Annotated in this window: 9 protein-coding genes; all 9 read left to right on the top strand. The window is 60.8% G+C overall.

Going from position 1 to position 19,725, the window contains the following annotated elements:
* Nucleotides 1-99 precede the first annotated feature (99 nt).
* The 9 genes from KDW95_RS12225 to KDW95_RS12185 all read left to right on the top strand — a co-directional run bounded on the left by KDW95_RS12225 (nucleotide 100) and on the right by KDW95_RS12185 (nucleotide 19,721).
* Nucleotides 100-4,680 carry an ATP-binding protein gene (locus tag KDW95_RS12225; RefSeq protein WP_255852080.1) on the top strand — a complete coding sequence of 1,527 codons (4,581 nt, stop codon included), beginning with the start codon at nucleotides 100-102 and terminating at the stop codon, nucleotides 4,678-4,680.
* 553 nt (nucleotides 4,681-5,233) lie between these two features.
* Complete coding sequence (locus KDW95_RS12220) at nucleotides 5,234-6,448, top strand: EAL domain-containing response regulator (RefSeq protein WP_255852079.1); 1,215 nt, start codon at nucleotides 5,234-5,236, stop codon at nucleotides 6,446-6,448.
* Entirely contained in the window at nucleotides 6,441-7,619 is a 1,179-nt protein-coding gene (locus tag KDW95_RS12215) for a response regulator (RefSeq protein WP_255852078.1), read from the top strand. The genes KDW95_RS12220 and KDW95_RS12215 overlap by 8 nt, the downstream gene beginning before the upstream one ends.
* Before the next feature lie 61 nt (nucleotides 7,620-7,680).
* Nucleotides 7,681-10,557 carry a hybrid sensor histidine kinase/response regulator gene (locus KDW95_RS12210; protein ID WP_255852077.1) on the top strand — a complete coding sequence of 959 codons (2,877 nt, stop codon included), beginning with the start codon at nucleotides 7,681-7,683 and terminating at the stop codon, nucleotides 10,555-10,557.
* Nucleotides 10,558-10,741: 184 nt separating this feature from the next.
* Nucleotides 10,742-15,715, top strand: coding sequence for an ATP-binding protein (locus KDW95_RS12205; RefSeq protein WP_255852076.1), 4,974 nt, complete (start codon nucleotides 10,742-10,744; stop codon nucleotides 15,713-15,715).
* A 36-nt stretch (nucleotides 15,716-15,751) separates the two neighbouring features.
* The gene (locus KDW95_RS12200) at nucleotides 15,752-16,243 is read left to right on the top strand and encodes a chemotaxis protein CheW (protein ID WP_255852075.1); all 492 of its coding nucleotides are present in this window, start codon (nucleotides 15,752-15,754) and stop codon (nucleotides 16,241-16,243) included.
* A 77-nt stretch (nucleotides 16,244-16,320) separates the two neighbouring features.
* Entirely contained in the window at nucleotides 16,321-17,679 is a 1,359-nt protein-coding gene (locus KDW95_RS12195) for a CheR family methyltransferase (protein WP_255852074.1), read from the top strand.
* Nucleotides 17,680-18,261 (top strand): chemotaxis protein CheW, encoded by a 582-nt coding sequence (locus tag KDW95_RS12190; RefSeq protein ID WP_255852073.1) that lies wholly within the window; start codon nucleotides 17,680-17,682, stop codon nucleotides 18,259-18,261.
* A 20-nt stretch (nucleotides 18,262-18,281) separates the two neighbouring features.
* The gene (locus KDW95_RS12185) at nucleotides 18,282-19,721 is read left to right on the top strand and encodes a methyl-accepting chemotaxis protein (protein ID WP_255852072.1); all 1,440 of its coding nucleotides are present in this window, start codon (nucleotides 18,282-18,284) and stop codon (nucleotides 19,719-19,721) included.
* Nucleotides 19,722-19,725: the final 4 nt, after the last annotated feature.

The raw sequence follows: 19,725 nt of genomic DNA, 5'->3' as shown, positions 1-19,725 counted from the left end.
AAGCCGGCTTTGACTGCCCCAGGCCTGGCAAGAGCCCATTGCCGGTTGAAGGGCGTGAATCTGGGGTCTAACCTGTTGCAGCATGCAAACGGAGTTGCAGTGATAATTACGCAAAATGAGGCTGAAAAGGCTTTCGTGCCTGAACCCGCTCCTTCCACGCCGGATCGAACCGCGGCTGTGAAAAAAGCCCTGTTGTTGCTGCTCAGTTATTTTTTGCTGGCAGGGCTCGGCATGGCGCTGGGGACTGCGCCGGTCTACGCCGCTCCCGTCTGGCCGGCGGCCGGGGTTGCCCTCTTTGGCCTGTTGCTCTGGGGGGCGCGCTACTGGCCCGCAGTCTTCATCGCCGCCTGGGGTTCCGATCTGGCCCACAAGCTGTTTGTCACCGGCACCGATGTTTCGCCAGACACGGTACTGATGACGGCTATCACGGCCATCGGTTCAACACTGCAGGCCCTGCTTGGCGCCAAATGGCTGCAGCCACTGTCAAGCGGCTACGCAGCGGTGGAAGATGAGAGCAAGGTGTTTTACCGGCTGATGCTGGCAGGCCCCGTCGCCTGCCTGGTCGCGGCCAGCCTGGGTAATCTGGCCATGTACCAGTTGCAAGCCGTACCCCTGCATTTGCTGGGGGCCAGCTGGCTGACCTGGTGGGCCGCCGACAGCATCGGTGTACTCCTGATGGTGCCCCTGTTGCTGCTATTCATGCCGTTGGCCGGCAAAGCCCACCGGCCTCATATTGGCCTGTTGCTGGTCTTGCCGCTGATTGTCGCAGTGCTGCTGGGGGCAGGGCTGTTGCTCGTCGAGCGTGCGGAAAAAAGTGACCATGCAAAAAGTGTCAGCCTTGCCAGTGAACACTTGCATGAAGTTGCTGAATACCACCTGTTGCTCACGGACAAGACTGTCAGGGTCGCGGAAGATTATATGATCAGCGACCTTGAAATAATGACGCAGAAAAAGTTCTCGGATTTCTTTGGGAAATCTGTTGACGGCGCTTTGCTTAAGAAACTGGTCTGGATTCCGCGCGTGCTGCAGACCGATCGTGAAACTTTCGAAGCGGACGCCCGGGAGCGGGGCTGGGGCGATTACCGTATCTATGAATTCGACGGGCAGGGCCGCGCCATTAGGGCTGCAGAAAAAGAAGCCTATTACCCTGTGCTGTTTGTCAGAGCGGCGGGGCAGGCCGGTGACCTGCCGGCCCAGGCCGCGGGGTTTGACAATGCCTCGGATGCCGACACCCTGGCCAGGATGACGTCTGCAATTGCATCCGGTCGATCTTTTTTAATTGAGCGTCACGCCACTTTTAGCAACGAAATTACCCGCACGGACGATTTCAGGCTTTATCTGCCGGTCTACAAGGCGGGGTTTGATGTGCAGGCCGCTTCGCTGCAGGAGCGCAGTCATGCCTTTGAGGGTTTTGTTGGCGCGGTACTGTATTTTTCTGATCTTGCCCGGTTGCTGACCCAAAGCTCGTTGCAGGATGATGTTGATCTTCGGATGCAGCTGGTGTCTGCGGACGAAAGTACATCCCATGTTCTGCTGGACAGCCGCTCGGACCTCAGCGAAAAAACCGCGCCGCTGTGGCGAAATCACCCTGAGGTGATTGGTGACCATACGATCCTTATGGAAACCTGGGCCGCCCCGGCCTGGCAGCCCGGGCAATCCGCCTTCATGAAAGTCGTCCTTGGCTTTGCCGTTTTGCTGATGTTGTTTATCGCGTCTTTCTCCATTGTCGCCGCAGGCCAGGCGGCCAGAAATGAATTCAGAATAACCCGGCGTACAGCGTCCCTGAAGCGCGCCCGCAAGGATCTTGAAAGTGTATTGAACAGCGTGGCCACTATTATTATAAAGCTGAGAGCTGATGGCTCTGTTGCTCATGTTAACCGGGCTGCAAAGAATGTTTTTGGTATCAGTGAAAAAGACTTTGCGGACAAGGTGCTTTTATCCCAGGCCTGGGCGGAGACTATATCGCCGGATTATGCCGATTTAATGGCGGCGGTTAGTACTGCCCTCGCGGGGGAGTCTGTACACCAGGATATCCGGTTAAAGTGTGCAGACGGCAGCCTGATTATTGCCGACCTGGTCCTGTCGCCAATATTCGATTCAGCGGGCGCGGTCGACAGCGTCATTCTGGCGGCGACGGATATTACCGCGCGTACAAGCGCGGAGGACAGGCTGCAGCAGAACGAGGCGCTGCTTAAGCGCGTTATCGAAGGTAGCAGGATGGGCTACTGGGACTGGGATGTCACCAGCAACCAGGTGCACCTGGGCGGCGCCTGGGCGGACCTGTTGGGGTACGCAGCAAAGGATGCGCAAGCGAGCGCGACGGACTGGGAGAAACTGCTGCACCCGGCGGACAGGGTCCGGCTCATGGGTGAGTTGCAGGCCAGCCTGACAGCGTGCAATGGAGCCTTAACCTGTGAAGTCAGGGCGAAAAGCAAAACCGGGGACTGGTACTGGTTGCTGGTACGCGGCAATGTGATTTCCAGTGACGGCGCTGGCCGGGCGCTGAAAGTGTCCGGGACGGTTTCGGATATAAACAGCCGCAAGAGGATCGCCATCGATCTGGAGAAAAGCCAGCATCGCCTTAAAATGCTGAACCAGTCGCTGGAGGCACAGGTTGCACAGCGTACCGCCGAGTTAAAGGCGTTAAATGACGAACTGGAAGACAGGGTGCGGCAACGCACGCAGCAGCTGGAAACGGCGCAGTATGAAGCAGAGGTCGCGAACAGGGCAAAATCCAATTTTCTGGCCAGCATGAGTCACGAAATCCGGACTCCCCTGAATGGGGTTATCGGCATGCTGGATGTACTGATGTACAGCGACCTCCCTGACAGCCAGGTCGAGATGCTGGATCTGATCCGGCGGTCGGCATTCTCTCTGGTGGATATCATCGATGACATCCTGGACTTCTCCAAGATCGAGGCGGGAAAGCTGGAGCTGGAGCAGGAACCGGTTTGCGTCACCAGCATCGTTGAGCAGGCCTGCGAGCTGCTGGACCAGGTGAGTCTCGCCAAAGGTGTGGAGGTGACCCTGTTTACCAGCCCCTGGCTACCGGCCTGCTGCTTCGGTGATGAGGTTCGTCTGCGCCAGATACTGGTCAACCTGCTCAGCAATGCGATCAAGTTCTCCAGCGGCCAGCATCCAGGCCGGGTTGCGGTGAGTGCCACCCTGGTGGAGTCCCGGTCAGCGTCCGTACGTATCCAGCTCGAGGTGTCTGACAATGGCATCGGCATTGACCCGTCGGCGCAGCTGAAGCTGTTTTCCTCCTTCGACCAGGCTGATGTTTCCACCACCCGTCGATATGGTGGTACCGGCCTGGGGCTCAACATCGTCGACAGCCTCGTTGGCCTGATGGGCGGGGATATCAGCGTAGAGAGCGAAGCGGGCAAGGGGGCGACGTTCACAGTTCAGATTCCATTCCAAATCGCCCCTGAGTCTGCGCACGACATGCCGGTTGCACCGTCGGGGCCGTCGCTCGAGGGGCTGCAGTGTCTTCTGATTGGATCCCCTGCAGGTGTCCTGAAGGGCCTGGGCGCCTACCTGGAGTTCGCCGGGGCCGTTGTGGCCCGGGCGCCAGAGATCAGTGACGCGGCCGCCCGGTCCGCCGGGTTCTCGCCCGAGACGGTCTCCCTGTGGATCTATGATGCCGGCGGTCAGAGTGCGCCGATCGACGCGCTCAGAAGCGCGGCGGGCAGCGCTGGCCGGGTGCGTTTCCTCTCGCTGGAACGCGGTGCCCGCAGAATAGCGCGTTCCAGGGCTGCGGATCATTTGGTGCTTGATGCCAACCTGCTGAAACAGAGTACTTTCCTGGCGGCCGTTGCCTGCGCTGCGGGCATCCTGGATGCGCCTGCGCTACCGGTACCCGGGTTGCGAAGCGGGCGCAAACCGGGTCCTGTAACCCCGCTGCAGCATCCCGATGAGCGGATACTGGTGGCCGAGGACAACGAGGTGAACCAGAAAGTGCTCCAGCGTCAACTGGCGCTACTGGGGTATCAGGCTGACTTTGCCTGGGATGGCAGGGAGGCGCTGGAGCGCTGGCGCGACAACGGTCGCTATTCCCTGATCCTGACAGATATTCATATGCCCGAAATGGACGGGTATGACCTGACCAGAAATATCCGGGCGCTGGAGACTGCGCCAGGGTCAGTGCCGATTATTGCCCTGACGGCGAATGCGCTCAAGGGCGAGGCCGAGCGCTGCCTGGCCACGGGGATGAATGCCTACCTGAGCAAACCGGTCGCCCTGGCAGAGTTGAAAACCGCACTGGAGCACTGGTCCGGTCATGTGGAAAAAGCCACCCTGCCCCCCCAGGGCGAGCGCCTGAATGCCGCGCGGGCACAGACTGCGCTGGACTTGCAGGTATTGCGGGAACTGGTTGGCGATGACGAAGCCTTTGCCCAGGAACTGCTGCAAGAATTCAGGGCCCTGCTCGATACCCATCTTGTCAGCATGCGGGGTGACTGGGGGGCCGGGGAGCTGGACGCTGTGGCCGCGGCGGCGCATAAACTGAAATCCTCCTCCCGTGCCATGGGTGCGCTGGCACTGTGCGGCATTCTGGAGCAGTTCGAGAGCGCGGTCGCACTCAAGGACAGGGCTGCCCTGAAGGGGCTGATGAGCGCGTTCGAAACCGAGGTGTCCAGCGTTATTGCCTGTGTTGAGCAGGTGTCGGGTGTGACCGGCTAGTGCCTGCTGCAGAGCGGGGAAGGTCGGGGCTGGCGGTGGCCTTGCGCTTACAGCCTTGCAACACCTTCAGGGGGCAGGTCAGCGGGGCTGTTGTTTTGGCGGCTAAAGCTCTTGGCTTTCCCTTGGCGCTTTTGCTACATTGGCTGCGTTTTCACGCATTTACATGCATTTTTTGGTTTTTTGTATCTTTCCTGGTCGATAAATCCATTAAATAGCAGTAATTTAGAGTTGATCTGAGCCGCGCCTCGCGTGCGAGTACATCCTGTAGCGTATCAGGTTTTATCTGGCTCATTTCAGGCCAATCCCGTCACTAGTAGGCAACGAAGCCGCTGTAGTGGTGCACCCTTAATTAAATGAAGTGCAGCGCTTTGCTGCTACTATTGCTGATAGCCGGGCAGGTGTTTTGGGGGCGCTTGAACTGGCCAATAGGGTCATCCTGAAACCGAAACTATTTTTAGCTGGTTGAATGGAAGGATGTGCAATATAGCGATGTTAATAATTGATAGTTTGGTCAGCTTATTATGGGACGACAGAGAGATAGCAGGGAACGCAAATGAACATACTGATTATCGATGATGATTTTTTTGTCCTCAAACTGCTTGGGCGTCAGCTGGCAAACCTGGGATATCCCCAAGTCACGGTCTGCCAGCAGGCCGTCGATGCGATGGGGATCATCGAGAACGCCAGCACGCCCTTCGATCTGCTGTTCTGCGATATCCAGATGCCGGAGCTGGACGGAGTTGAGCTGCTACGCCAGATTGCACAACACGGTTTCCGGGGTGGGCTGGTGCTCATGAGCGGTGAAGATGAGCGTATCCTGCATGCCGTGAGCTACCTGGCCCAGGCCCACAAACTACGGGTGCTCAATGCGTTTACCAAGCCGGTCAAGCCGGAGCAGCTGCAGCGGATTCTCGAGCAGCAACTGTCCTTCGTGGTGCGCGAAACCGCCCCTGCCAAAAAGGTTTACGGCCCTGACGAGGTTCGGCACGCGATTCACAACGGCGAGCTGGTGAACTACTACCAGCCCAAGGTATCCAGCCGCACCGGTGAGGTTGTCGGAGTTGAAACCCTGGTGCGCTGGCAGCACCCGGTGGATGGTCTGGTGTTTCCCGATCAGTTTATTACCACGGCCGAGCAAAGCCGTCTTATCGATGACCTGACCCGGGTGGTGCTGATAAATGCGCTGAAGCAGTGTCGCGGCTGGCGTGATGACGGTCTTGACCTGAGTGTCGCGGTGAACATTTCCATGAACAATCTGAATTCCCTGGATTTTCCCGACTTTATTGTTGATGTGGCCAGGACGGCCGCGGTGGAATTGCCCAAGCTGGTACTGGAAATTACCGAAAGCCAGCTGATGAATAATCCCGTCACTGCGCTGGATATACTGACGCGGTTGCGCCTCAAGCATATTACGCTCTCTATCGATGACTTTGGCACGGGCCATTCATCCCTGAGGCAGCTGCGGGATATTGCCTTCAACGAGCTAAAGGTGGATGCCGGTTTTGTCCATGGCGCCTCCCAGAGCCCGTCACAGAGGGCGATCCTGCGGGCGAGCGTTGATATGGCACGGGGGCTGGGGATGCAGTCAGTCGCCGAAGGGGTTGAAAATGCCGATGACTGGAACTTCCTGCTCGACCTTGACCTGTGTGACATCATGCAGGGGTATTTCATCGCCAGACCCATGCCGGCTTCAGCCATGAAGGACTGGATGCAGGAGTGGGAAATGCGCCGGCACGACTTGATGGCAGGTATTGGCCGCAATGGCTAATACGAACATTCTGATCGCGGCGGAAGATGTCGATGATGCCGATATCGTTTACCAGCTGTTGCGCAAGGAGTTCGACCAGGTTGTCGTATCGACCGATCCGGACAAGGCCATCCCGGATTTTGAACTGCACAGCCCGGCCGTGCTGGTGCTGGCGTTCAATACGCTGGCCAAGGCGCAAACCTATTATCTGGGACTTTATCGCCTGAGTAGCCAGGCCCACGGCCACCCCCATAGAACAATAATCTTGTGCACCAAGGCCGAGCTGCAGGAAGTCTATGCTCTGTGCAAAAAAGGTCACTTTTCCAGCTATGTGCTGTTCTGGCCGCTGGGGTACGATTCAACACGCCTGGGGATGGAAGTGCACCATGCCTTGAAACAGGTGGCTGAAAGCGAGGCCGATGTGCCCTCGGCCAGCGAGTTCGCCGCCCTGGGGCGAAGAATCGCCGGCCTTGAAGCCTTGCTGGAGCTGAGCCTGGCACAGGGCAACCAGCATATGGAGCAGGGTCGCATGACCCTGGAGCAGGCGGGTGACGATATCAGCCTGGCGCTGGAGGGCTTTGCGCGGCGGTTTTCCGTGGATGAGCACCAGGCGCTGCTGCAAGCGGGCGGTCCGGTCGGCGAGTCTGTTCTCGGCGTGCTGCAGACCGAGTTTGCACGCCTGAAAACCGAGCATGTCGACAAGCACCTGCAGACGGTGAGCGCGGCCATGGCGCCTGTGAGCCTGTGGGCCGATCAGTTCAAGCAGGATCTTGCGCCCGAACTGGACTCGCTACGCGAAATGCAAACGCTGACCCAGCGTCGCCGCCCGCGGGTGCTGGTGGTTGATGACGACGAATTTCAGCACAAGCTGATAAAGCGTTTACTGGGCGATGCCGGGATCGAACTGATGTTTGCCCTGTCCAGCCAGGACGCACTGGCAAGCATGCACAGGCAGCGACCTGAACTGGTGCTGATGGATATCAACCTGCCGGACATGAACGGTATCGAGGCGACCCGGCGCCTGAAATCCATCGAGTCCTTTGTCAGTATTCCGGTGGTAATGATTACCGGGCACAGCCAGAAACATGTCGTGGTAGATAGTTTCAAGGCCGGCGCTTGCGACTTTGTCGTCAAGCCGTTTGACCGGGCCGTGTTGCTGAAAAAGATTGGTACGCTTTTGCACATGGAGTGACGCTCGAGTAGTGTAATCCAGCTCGTCCGTTTGTGTTTTTTGCGACAAGGATGAAATCCCGATGTATCTGAATCGGACACCTGCTCCTGCGAACTCTGGCATATCCTCGCGAGATATCTTCAGGCGCTTTGCGGCGGTCTTTCTGATCTGTGCTGTTCTGGTCGAGCTGACGGCAAGCCTCAACCTGGCAGCCCCTGCGGGGGGCTGGCGATCCTCGACAGGCCCGCTGAATGCGCTGTCTGAAGCTCCGATGATGCTCTATGCAGGATCCCTGTCGCCCTGGCCTGCAGCGCTGGGTGCGGACACTGGCCCCTGGCTGATGGTCTCGATGTTCATCCTGCTAGTTGCCGTTCTGGCAGCATTTTTCATGCTGCAGCGGCAGCGGGGGCGAAGCCGCGAGGACGCCCGGCGCCTGGTCAAGCTGAATGCCAGCAGGGCGGAGCTGCTTGAGGCCAATTCCCGGCTTGAAACTGCGCTCGCCCAGCGCAGCGGGCAGCTGGGTGACAGCGAACAGTTACTGCACGGAGCGCTTGATGCGCTGGCAGCGCGTATTGCCGTACTGGATGACAAGGGCATGATCCTCGTCGCCAACCGGTCCTGGGGTTCGTTTGCGCAGGGAAATGTCCAGCTGTTTGAGCAGGCCGGGGAAGGCGACAACTATCTTGAAGCCTGTGACCGGTCTGGCCCCAGGGGCATCAAAATCGCCACGCTGGTGCGCGAAGTCATGCAGGGTACGCACGCAGAGGCTGTGTTTGAGTATTCCCTGGGTGCTGCGAAGCAGCAGCGCTGGTTCCAGTGCACAATAGCGCGGTGCAATGAAGGTGCGCCTGTACGTGTTGTTATGGCGCACAGAACGATTACCTTGCGCAAAAAAGCCGAAACTGCCTTCAGGCGGCTGAGCAATGAAATGGAACAGCGCGTTCTGGCACGTACCCGGGAGCTGCAGCAGGCGCAGCAGGGTGCATTGCAGGCCAGCGAGGCAAAATCACAGTTTCTGGCAACCATGAGTCATGAAATTCGCACGCCGCTTAACGGCGTGATCGGCATGGTGGACGTGCTGGAGCAGACGGCGCTGGATGCAAAACAAAAGGACATGCTCGACCTGATTCGCATGTCGGGCTTGTCGCTGCTGGATATCATCGAGGATATTCTCGATTTTTCCAAGATCGAGGCCGGGCACCTGGAGTTGAACCCGGAGCCCTTCTCGATCGTGGCCGTGGTCGAACAATGTTGCTCAATGCTGGACAACCAGGCCAGCAACATGGGCATTGAACTCAGGCTATTTACCGACCCTGCATTGCCGGACGTGGCAATCGGTGATGAATTGCGGATTCGCCAGATCCTGCTCAATCTCGCCAGCAATGCCATCAAGTTTACCAGTGAGCAGGAGGGTGGTCGGGTATCGGTCCGGGCTTTGCTGGACGACCAGGCGGAATCGCCCTGGCTGCTACTGCAGGTCACTGACAATGGCATAGGTATGGATGCAGAAGCGCAGGAGAGCCTGTTTACGGCATTTAAACAGGCCGATGCCACCACTCGGCGCCGTTTCGGTGGTACCGGGCTGGGGCTGGCCATCTCGCACCATCTGGTCAGCATGATGAGCGGTGATATACAGGTGCGTAGTGAGCCCGGCCAGGGGTCGAGCTTTGCTGTCAGGTTGCCTCTGGCCCCTGAAGCGCCTGGCGAGGCACCGTCTCCTTCACCCATCGACGGGCTGCGCTGCCTGGTGGTCGGCTCCGCGAACAGCCTGGCGGATGATCTGTACGTCTACCTGCGGCATGAAAACACCGAGGTTGCACGGGTCACCGACCTGGCAGCTGCCCAGGAGTGGCAGCTGCATGCAGGGGCGGGGCTCTGCGTCTGGGTGGTGGATATTGAACGGCAGTCGCGCGAGATCGAGGGGTTTGAACTCAAAGCCAGGCTGTTGCCGGGACAGGAAGTGCGTTTCGTGTTGATTGAACGGGGCCAGCGGCGGCAACCCCGATTGGCCAGTGCCGGCCGGGTTGAGGTCGATGGCAATGTCCTGACGCGAAGGATGCTGCTGGCGGCGGTCACTTTCGCCAGTGGCCGCAAGACGCTGGCGGCGCTCAGGCCGGTGACATCCGCCGAAACCCCCGGCAAGAGGATAGCCCCCAGCCGTGCCGAAGCCCTATGGCGCGGTTGCCTGATCCTGGTGGCCGAAGATAACAGGGTCAATCAGAAAGTACTGCAGCACCAACTTGGCCTGCTGGGATATACCGCAGACGTTGCACAAGATGGACGCGAGGCGCTGGAGCTTTGGCGCAGCGGTGACTATGCCCTCCTGCTGACCGATCTGCATATGCCAAAGATGGACGGCTATCAGCTCACTGCCCAAATTAGGGCCGAGCAAAGGGGGGATGCGCGTGTGCCCATTCTTGCCCTGACCGCCAATGCACTCAAGGGCGAAGCCCAGCGCTGCCTGGCGGCCGGCATGGATGACTTCCTGAGCAAGCCCGCACGCCTGGAGCTGTTAGGGGCCAAGCTGGAAAAGTGGATGCCCTCTGGCGCCGGTGCGCAGGAGCCCGGGCATACGGCGCCCGCGGTTGCCACGCCGCAAGCCCCGGATACCAAGGCGGGGGTCGTGACCTCCGTGAGCCTCGATACGTCGGTACCGGCGGCCTTTGTCGGTGGTGACCTGACGATCATGCACGAACTGCTGCAGGATTTTCGTGACTACGGTCGCGAAAAAGCGGAAGAACTGCTCAAGGCGTATGAGTGCGAGGATGTTCAGGCCGTCGGCGAGCTTGCACACAAGCTGAAGTCGTCGGCCGGCTCCGTGGGAGCCATGCGCCTGAGCGAGTTCTGCGGCTGGCTGGAAAGTGCCGCGCGGGACGATGACAGGGGCACTATGGCAAAGTTGATTCCGCTGTTCCGGGCGGAAGTCTTCGCCGTGGACCAGGCGATTGCCGCCCTCTGATGCAGCGGAGGGGCACCAGAGGGTGGTACACGTTGATAGCCCTTAGCCGCCAATTCTCGCTGCTGGAAGACGTGGCGGAGAACTCATACCGCACGACCGCGGCGGGCTTTCAGGCCGGGCCCGATTTTTGGGGCCCTTGAAGTTCCTATATTCCCGGTTTCCGTACACAAGGACGATGCTAGAAATGTCTCAGAGTCACACATCGGCTCCGGCTGAGCGCCCGCGATCGGCCGCCGTTTACCCGCGCGCCTGGCCCCTCTGGCTACGTGTCACGCTGCTGGCGATAGCCTACTGGGCCACGGGCCAGTTGAGTATAGCGCTGGCTCTGCCGCCGGGGCTGGCCGCCCCTGTCTGGTTGCCGGCCGGTATTGCCCTGGCCGGCATGCTGATGCTGGGATCGTCGTCCTGGCCCGGGGTCTGGCTGGGGGCTTTTGTATTTTCCGTACTCAGGCGCGCCGAGTTGCTGGGAGGGGAGTTTACCACCACCGTGCTGGGGCTGGCCGCTGCCATTGCCCTGGGTGCCACGCTTCAGGCCCTGGTGGCCAGCCGCCTGATATACCCGCTGTATCGCGCCATTGCTGGGTCGAGCGATTTTGAGTCCAGGCGCTCGCTGGTCTACCCGCTTGTTCTGGGTGTGCCGCTCAGCTGCATGTTGTCCGCCGCTATCGGTAGCGCGGCCCTGGGCGGGTTGCAGCATATCCCCGTTGCGGACCTGGCCGCCATCTGGATGACCTGGTGGGCCGGCGACTGTCTGGGCATGCTGCTGGTTGTGCCGCTGCTGTTCGCCATGGCGGTGCTCAGGCAAAAGCATGTTGGCAGTGCGGCCCAGCTATTGATGCTGCCCTGGCTGACAGCCGGCATCCTGGTCAGCGGATACTACTGGCTGGCGCGATCCGAACAGGCCGCGGAGCAACAGCGCGTCGAGACCCGCGGGGCCCAGTTGCACGAGCAGCTGAGAGGCCTGGTAGCGCATCAGGAGCAGGCAGTAATTACCCTGGCGGATTTTGTTGCCGCCAGTTCGGGCATCACCCGGCTGGAGTTTGCGCACCTTACGCGCAGGGCTGTGACGACAGAGGGTATCAGCTGGCTGGGGTGGGCGCCGCGCGTATCACTAGCCGATCGTATCCGGCTCGAGCAGCCGAGCCTGCAAGAGGAGCGCAGCGAGTTCATCATTATTGAGCCGGAGGAGCAGGGCGCCTTCGTTCCGGCAAGCTCACGGGAGCAGTATTTCCCGCTGCGCTTTGTGACCTACGGTGTGAATGGCGCCCCGCCGCTGGGCCTGGATCTCGGTTTTGCCGCCGGCCATGGGGATGCCATACAGCGGGCGATAGACAGGGCGCAGCCGGTCGCGCTACTAAGCAGCCCGTGCAGTGAAGGCCGCAATGGCCGGCTGTTGTTCATCCCCGTGTACCCGATCACGCTTGATCCCCAGGTGGCCGACCAGCGCAGCAGGCGGGATGCGCTGCAAGGGGTCGTTGCCGGCTGTCTGACACTGCAAAGTGCGCCCCTGGCCCGCCTGATGCAAGGTGCTGAACAGGAGGGGCTTGCCCTGCGTGTGATGCAAAAGTCCGGTCCGAACTCGTCCACAGTGCTGTTTGAGCGGGCTGTACCCCGGGCGGAAGAGCGGCAGGCGGACTGGGCCGGGCCGCTGGACCTGTACAGTGACGACTCAGTGGTGCTGGAGGTCTGGTCCCTGTCGCCCTGGCAGCCGGGTCAAACGACGGCCATCAAGCTCTATCTGGCGGGGGCGGTGCTGGCGGCACTGTTTGCATTCATGCTCGTACTGATGACGGCGAGCCAGACTCAGCGTGTTCGACGGCAGGTGGAAAGGCGCACCGCAGAACTGGATGAAGCCAAAGCGCAGCTGCGGCGTGTGATCGATGGAAGTCAGCTCGGGTACTGGGATGTGGATCTGGCCCGGGGCAGGCTGACACGTACAGGCGTCCTGGCGGATATTTTCGGCCCACCGGTACAGGACATGCAAGCCGCGAGCGAGGGTTGGGGGGCGCGCATGCATCCGGAGGATCGGGCCTGCGCATTGGCGCAAAAGGAGGCACTGGCCCAGGGGCTGCAGGATCAGGCGCAAGCCGAGTTCCGTTTGCGGCTGCCGTCCGGGGACTGGCACTGGTTTCATGTAAGTGGCTCCGTCGTTAGCCGTGACGCCCAGGCAAGGCCGCTGTACATCTCCGGTGTTACGACCGATATCCATGACAAGAAACAGCTTGAGCTGGCACTGCGCGAGAGTGAAAAGCGTCTGGTTGAGCTGAATGCAGGCCTTGAGCGCACGATAGCCGAGCGCACGGCCCAGCTGCATGAAAGCGAGCATTTCGTGCGCGAAGTGCTCGATACGCTGGCGGCCCATATCGTTGTGCTGGATGAATCCGGCGTTATTCTGGCCACCAATCGTGCCTGGCGTCTGTTTGCCCGGGACAATGGCATGGCGCCGGAGCAGGTGGGTGAAGGGGTCAACTATCTGGATAGCTGCGAACGGGCCGGACAGGAGGGCGCGCAGGCGGCAACCCTGATACGCGAGGTCATGCAGGGCCTTCGCGCCGCAGCGAGCCTGGAGTATTCCTGCCCCGGACCGGACGAAGAGCGCTGGTTTCTGTGCAGAATCACCCGGTTTGCCGCCCGCGGGCCTGTACGGGTGGTGCTGGCGCATGAAAACATCACCGAGCGTGTGCGAGCCGAGCACCTCAGCCGGGATCTTGCGGGCGACCTGCAAGCGACCTTGCAGGCCATTCCGGACCCGCTGTTCGATCTGGATGAAAAGGGCGTATACCACCAGGTCTGGAGCAGCGGGCACTCGCTGCTGGCACGTCGCAAGGAGACCCTGGTGGGCATGAACGTCAGTGACGTCCTGTCCCGTGAGGCTGCCCAGGCGGTTGGGCGGGCGATTGATGAAACGGTTCGCCGCGGCCAGTCCCGGGGGCAGCAGATATGCCTGTCTCTGTCCGGTGGGGAGCGCTGGTTTGACCTGTCGGCTTCGGCCAAGCGCAGTACTCCGGGGAAGGCCCTGCGGGTGATTATGCTGGCACGCGATATCACGGACCGCAAGCGGGCCGAAGAGGCGCTAGAGCAACTGAACGAGAGCCTGGAGCGGCGTGTGGATGCGCGAACGCAGGAGCTGACCCAGGCCCGGCGTGACGCCGAGGCGGCGAGCCGGGTGAAATCCGACTTCCTGGCTACCATGAGCCACGAAATTCGAACCCCCCTGAATGGCGTGATCGGCATGGTCGATGTGCTGGAGCAGTCCCGGCTGCAGCCCTATCAGCTCGACATGGTCGAGCTGATCCGCGACTCGGGGCTGTCGCTACTGCATATCATCGACGACATCCTCGACCTGTCCAAGATAGAGGCGGGTCACCTGGTGCTGGAGTCGGAGCCTTTTCAGATCGCGCAGCTGGTTGAGAAAACCTGCGCCATGCTGGATGCCCAGGCGGCCGGCAAGGGGGTCGAGCTGACCCTGTTTACGGACCCGGCCCTGCCGGATCAAGTGCTGGGAGATGAACTGCGACTGCGGCAGATCCTGCTGAACCTGGCCAGCAACGCCATCAAGTTTTCCGCTGAAGGTAATCCCGGGCGTGTATCGGTCAGAATGCTGTCGGCCGGCCAGAGCGGTTTGCAGGTGCGGGTCAAGTTTCAGGTTGCGGACAACGGTATCGGCATGGATGCCCAGACGCAGGCCGGCCTGTTCACGGCCTTCAAGCAGGCGGATTCATCCACCACGCGGCGTTTTGGCGGTACCGGGCTGGGGTTGGCGATTTCGCAACATCTGGTCAGCCTGATGCAGGGTGATATCCAGGTGGCGAGCGAGCCGGACAAAGGCGCTGTCTTCACGGTTACGGTGCCCCTGTTGCCGGTTACGTCGGGTGCACTCCCCGAGCCTTCACCGGTTGCCGGTCTGCGCTGCCTGGTGATCGGGGCCGAAAACGGCCTTGCCACCGATATCGCGACATACCTTGTCCACGGGCAGGCCGATGTCTGGCAGGTGGCCGATATTGCCAGCGCTCACGACTGGGTGAAGACGTCGGGCCTGGAGCCTGAATTGTGGATTCTGGACGTGGAAGGGCGAGCTGCTGCACCTTCGGAACTGGGTCTGTACGCCGGCTCACCGGCAGCTAGCCGCCGTCGCTATGTGCTGATTGAGCGGGGGCAGCGACGACAGCCCCGTCCGATCGACAGCAACTGTGTCACGGTGGATGGCAACGTCCTTAGCCGCCAGACGCTGATGGCGACGCTGGCGCTGGCGCTGGCTAATGGCCAGCTGTCGCCTGATGAAACGCCCCCGTCGCGTGCTCCGCTGCAGCTCAGTCTGCAGCCCCCGACCCGCCTCGAGGCCCTGCAGCAGGGGCGCTTGATCCTGGTCGCAGAAGACAATCTGGCCAACCAGAAAGTGTTGTCGCATCAGCTGGCGATGCTGGGGTACTACGCCGATATGGCGGCCGATGGCACGCAGGCACTGGCACTCTGGTGCCGCGGCAACTATGCGTTGCTGCTGACAGACCTGCACATGCCAGAGATGGATGGCTACCAGCTCACCGCGGCAATCCGGGATCAGGCACAACCCGGCACACATCGCCCGATTGTCGCCCTGACGGCCAATGCCCTCAAGGGGGAGGCACGGCGCTGTGTCGAGGCCGGCATGGATGACTACCTGAGCAAGCCGGCCAGGCTTGAAGAACTGCAGGCCATGCTTGAAAAGTGGATGCCCGCGCAGGGCCCGCAGCCTGCGGCTGTCACTGCCAATGCCAATGCAGCTGCAGATACCGGGGCAATCGCGCCCACGCCGGCCGCGGAAACTGCAATCACGGACACGCCAGCCACGGCGGGGCCGGTGGACACCCAGGTGCTGGCATCGCTTGTCGGCGACTCACCCGATATTATCCTTGAATTTCTGCAGGATTTTCGTACCTACTGCGGTCAGATGGCGGATCAGTTGCTGCTTGCCTGGGAGGGTGGAAAAGTAGAGGATATCGGTGCTGTTGCCCACAAGCTCAAGTCCTCGGCGCTCTCCATCGGCGCGAGCCCGTTGGCGAATCATTGTTTGGGGCTCGAAAGCGCAGCCGGTGCGCAGGACCTGGCAGTTATCGCCAGGCTGATACCGCTGTTCCAGGCGGAAATGGCGGCGGTGGCAAGGTTTATTGATAACTTCTAGGCTGAGAACGTCCGCGGCCTTTGCAAGGGACTGGGAATGTCTGAAACCGGAGCGTTGGCTGTTGATGCACAGCAGCAGTTTTTGCTGGTGTCACTGGGCCATTTGCAGCTTGGGTTGCCGGTGGCATCGTTGGTGAAAACCGTGCGGCTGGTCGCTGTCACTGCGCTACCTGGGGCGCCGTCCGTGGTGGAGGGCGTCATTAATTACCATGGCCGGCTGGTGGCGGTGCTCGATATTCGCGCACGTTTCAACCTGGCTCCTGAGCCCCTGAGTGTTACGCAGTACCTGGTGCTGGTAAAGCTAGCACAACGGCTGGTGGCGATCCGGGTGGATCGGGTACTGGATTTGATCACAATCGATGCTGCCCGGATTGAACCTGCAACGGATATACATCGAGCGAGTCACTTTATTGCGGGCATTGCCCGGCTTGATGATGGCCTGATGGTTATTCATGAGCTTGGGCGTTTTCTGAATGATCTCGAAGCCGCGCAGCTGGACCAGGCATTGCTCGAGCCCCCGTCGCAATGAGGGTAGCGGTAAGGTGTCTGCTTGATCCCGGGATGAACGTTGGCGTTGCAGTGACCCATGTCAGGGAGGACGCAGCGGTGAACACAATAGAAGACTGGGTCTGCAGCCATTTTGGCTTGCGGCAAAAAAACGATCGTTTCGATTACGTGGTTTCGGCCATCCGCTATCAGGCGGAGCAGGCAGGCTGTGCTGATCTGTGCGAATACCTGCAGCGGCTGGACCAGGATCCGAACCTGTATGGCCGGCTGGTTGAGCACCTGAGCGTGCAGGAAAGCTATTTTTTTCGCGTCCCGGAGCAGTTTGCCTTTATCAGGGATCGGGTTCTGCCCGACTTCGTTTCCCGGCAGGGGGCTTTTGCCTCACTGCGGGTCTGGAGTGCGGGCTGTGCCAGCGGGGAGGAAGTCTATTCGCTGGCAATACTGCTGCACGAGGCCCGCTTGCTTGACCGGGCCTGGCTGCTGGCCACCGACATGTCCGATGCTGCACTGGCAAAGGCGCGGGCTGGCGTGTATCGGCCCTGGTCATTTCGCAGTGAGGAACGCTGGCCCGTGAGGCAAACCTATTTCTCGGCTGTGGCGCATGGGGACTTCGTGGTCGATCCGTGCCTGCGGCGCCGTATCAGTTTTCGTCGGCACAACCTGTTGCGCTCGCCCTATCCGGATACCGAAAGCGGGATCTGCGACCTGGATCTGGTGCTCTGCCGCAATGTACTTATTTATTTCAACCGGGAGCGGGCACAGCAGGTGGTACAGCGGCTGCAGCGCTGTCTGGCGCCGGGCGGCTGGCTGATCACGGGGCCGTCCGACCCCCTGGCGCCTGTTGTGTCCGGTTGTGAAACCCTGGTGACGCCCGCAGGTGTGCTGTACCGGCGAAGAACGACGGCCGAGGCCGACCACGGCACCGGTGTCTTTTCGGCCCGTAGCGCAAAAGCCTGCGCAGAGCCTCTGCCTGAGCCGGCGTCTGCATTTTGCAGCCCTGCCCAGGGCAGGGCATTGCCGCCCGAGGTTCACCGCCAGGGCAGGGCCGCAACAGCCGTTTTGGCGCAGTCCGGTGAGGCCCCGCGTCGGGCACCTGACTCGCCGCCGGCTGTTAAGGTGCTGGCGCCAAGCACCCATGTCGGTGTGCAGAGTCCGGCGGACTGTTTCGAGCAGGGACTGCAGGCGGTTGCCGCGGGCTGCCTGGACGCGGCCGTGACGGCGTTTCGCAAGGCGCTCTACCTGGATGACAGCCTGATTATTGTGCAACTCAATATGGCCGCCGTGCTGGAGCGACTGGGTCGCCAGGACGATGCCAGGCGGGCGTGCCAGCATGCCTACCGGCTGGCCGCCAGCCAGCCGGCCGGTGCGCTGGTTGCCCTGGTCAAGGGTGTAACCGCCGCAGACATCATGGCAACAGCGCGCAAACAGATTGCACGTCTGGAAATGCGGAGAGGATAGATGAGCGACAATGCAAAAGGCGTGATGGAGGACGGGGCGCTCGCCTTCGCGGGGGGGGGGGGAAGGACTGATACTGCGGTGTCGCTGGCAGAGCGCCGGGTGCTGGAAGAACGCGCCAGGGCGCTGGCCACACCTGTTGTCGCGGCGTCGGACCCCACCGTCGAGGTGATCACCTTTCATCTCAATGCCGAGGGTTACGGCATAGAGGCCCGCCATGTACAGGAAGTCATGTATCTAGACAGCATTGTGCCATTGCCTGGCCTCAAGGCGCCTTTTGTGGGCATTACCAATTGCCACGGTCATATCTTGCCGGTGATTGACCTGCTGGCACTGCTGCAGGCACCGCAACAAACCGATGCCGGGAACGCCAGGCACCTGGTCGTGCTGGGGCAGGGCAGTGCCGAGCTGGGGATTGTCGCCAGCGCACTGGGGCCGGTGATGCAGGTGGCGCCTGGCAGTATCAGGGCGCCAGCGGCCGCCAGCACGGCAGCCCACCTGGTCGGCATGGTTCCCGGGCTGGGTATTCTGGCGGACGGGGGCTCCTTGCTGGCAGACCCGGGTTTATGGATAAATCAGAAGTAATTTCACAAGGACGCAGCGCCATGACAACGAGTGTTTATTCCAGAGGTAGCCTGCGGGCGAAGCTTGTTACCATTCTGGGTGTCTTTACCCTGGTGGCCATCGGGCAGGTCGCGGTTAACATGACCCTGATCTCGCAGATGCAGGGTACCGCTTCGTCGGCCCAGATATACGGCAAGGGCCGGTACCTGGGGGCAACCCTGTTATCGATAGTGCAAAGCGTACAGGAAACGGATGACCTGCAGGCCGAATCCGTCCTGCTGCAGGACGTCGTCCAGCGGATGGACGAGCGTTATCTGTGGTTGCGCCAGGGGCATGCGGCCAAGGGAGTCAACGCGACTACTGCCCCGGCGGTGCTGGCCGCCCTGGATGAAAGCGAAGGCCAGTGGCGCAATGAGATAAAGCCGCGCATCGAGATGATTCTCAACCTGCCCTCGACGACTCTACTGCAGGATGAAATCGCGCTGCTCAAGCCGCTGTTACGCAGGCTTATCAGCAAGATAGAGGACTCCGTGGAGGCCTATGAGGAGCTGGCTGCGGAAAATCAGCAGGAGGCCGAGCTCGTGCAGTGGCTGTTTCTGCTGCTCTATATCGTGCTGCTTTGCGGGGTGTTCTGGGTCATGCGGGGGGCCTTCAGCAATCTGAACACCGCGGCGGGCAACCTGTCCGCCTTTGCGCGTCAGCTCCTGGCCGGGGCTTCAGAGCAGGTGGCGGCCACCCAGGAGCAGGCGGCCGCCGTCAGCCAGACCAACAGTACGGCTGAAGAGCTGGACCAGACGGCGGCACAGGCCGTGGAGCACAGCCGCAACGTGATGGACCTTTCCCGGCAGGTCGCCGAGGTGGGCGACAAAGGTGCCCTGCGGGTTGAGGAGGCCATTCAGGCCATGACGCATGTACAGGAACAAAGTGAGCGAATCGCCAGCAATATTCTGGCGCTGGCGGAAAAAACACAGTCGGTCGGCAAGATCATCAGTGTGGTGGGTGATATCGCTGAACAGACGAATATTCTGGCGATCAATGCCGGCATTGAGGCATCCAGGGATCAGGTGGCGGGCTCCGGCTTTTCGGCGGTGGCGCGGGAGATCAAGGATCTGGCCAACCAGTCGCGCAGCGCGACCACCGATGTGCGTCAGATTCTGGGCGAGGTACAGCAGGCCACCAGCTCCGCGGTGATGCTGATGGAAGAGGGCTCCAAAAGAGTGGAGCTGGCCATCACTACGGTTAACAGTAGCCGGGATGTGATCGACAGTCTGCTGCAGGCGGTGCGGGAAAACGCCCGTTCAGCGGCGAAAATTTCCGCCTCCAGCAACCAGCAGGCAATCGGGACCTCGCAGATTCGCCAGGCCATGAACGATATCAATGCGACCACCAACCAGAGCGTCGCCGCGGTCAAGCAGGTGGAGGCGACCGCCGGCAAGCTGGACGAGCTGAGTGACCGGCTCAAAACGATGCTCAATGGCTGAGGGC

The sequence above is a fragment of the Marinobacterium rhizophilum genome (genome assembly GCF_024397915.1).
Lineage (GTDB): Bacteria > Pseudomonadota > Gammaproteobacteria > Pseudomonadales > Balneatricaceae > Marinobacterium_A > Marinobacterium_A rhizophilum_A.
The sequence above is the reverse complement of the archived record's forward strand: the minus strand, read 5'-3'. Positions and strand labels throughout refer to the sequence as shown.

Bases quoted from the DNA above. Each gene is read 5' to 3' on its own strand.
- KDW95_RS12220 (WP_255852079.1), top strand. From the start codon at position 5,234: ATGAACATACTGATTATCGATGATGATTTTTTTGTCCTCAAACTGCTT.
- KDW95_RS12215 (WP_255852078.1), top strand. From the start codon at position 6,441: ATGGCTAATACGAACATTCTGATCGCGGCGGAAGATGTCGATGATGCC.
- KDW95_RS12210 (WP_255852077.1), top strand. From the start codon at position 7,681: ATGTATCTGAATCGGACACCTGCTCCTGCGAACTCTGGCATATCCTCG.
- KDW95_RS12205 (WP_255852076.1), top strand. From the start codon at position 10,742: ATGTCTCAGAGTCACACATCGGCTCCGGCTGAGCGCCCGCGATCGGCC.
- KDW95_RS12200 (WP_255852075.1), top strand. From the start codon at position 15,752: ATGTCTGAAACCGGAGCGTTGGCTGTTGATGCACAGCAGCAGTTTTTG.
- KDW95_RS12190 (WP_255852073.1), top strand. From the start codon at position 17,680: ATGAGCGACAATGCAAAAGGCGTGATGGAGGACGGGGCGCTCGCCTTC.
- KDW95_RS12185 (WP_255852072.1), top strand. From the start codon at position 18,282: ATGACAACGAGTGTTTATTCCAGAGGTAGCCTGCGGGCGAAGCTTGTT.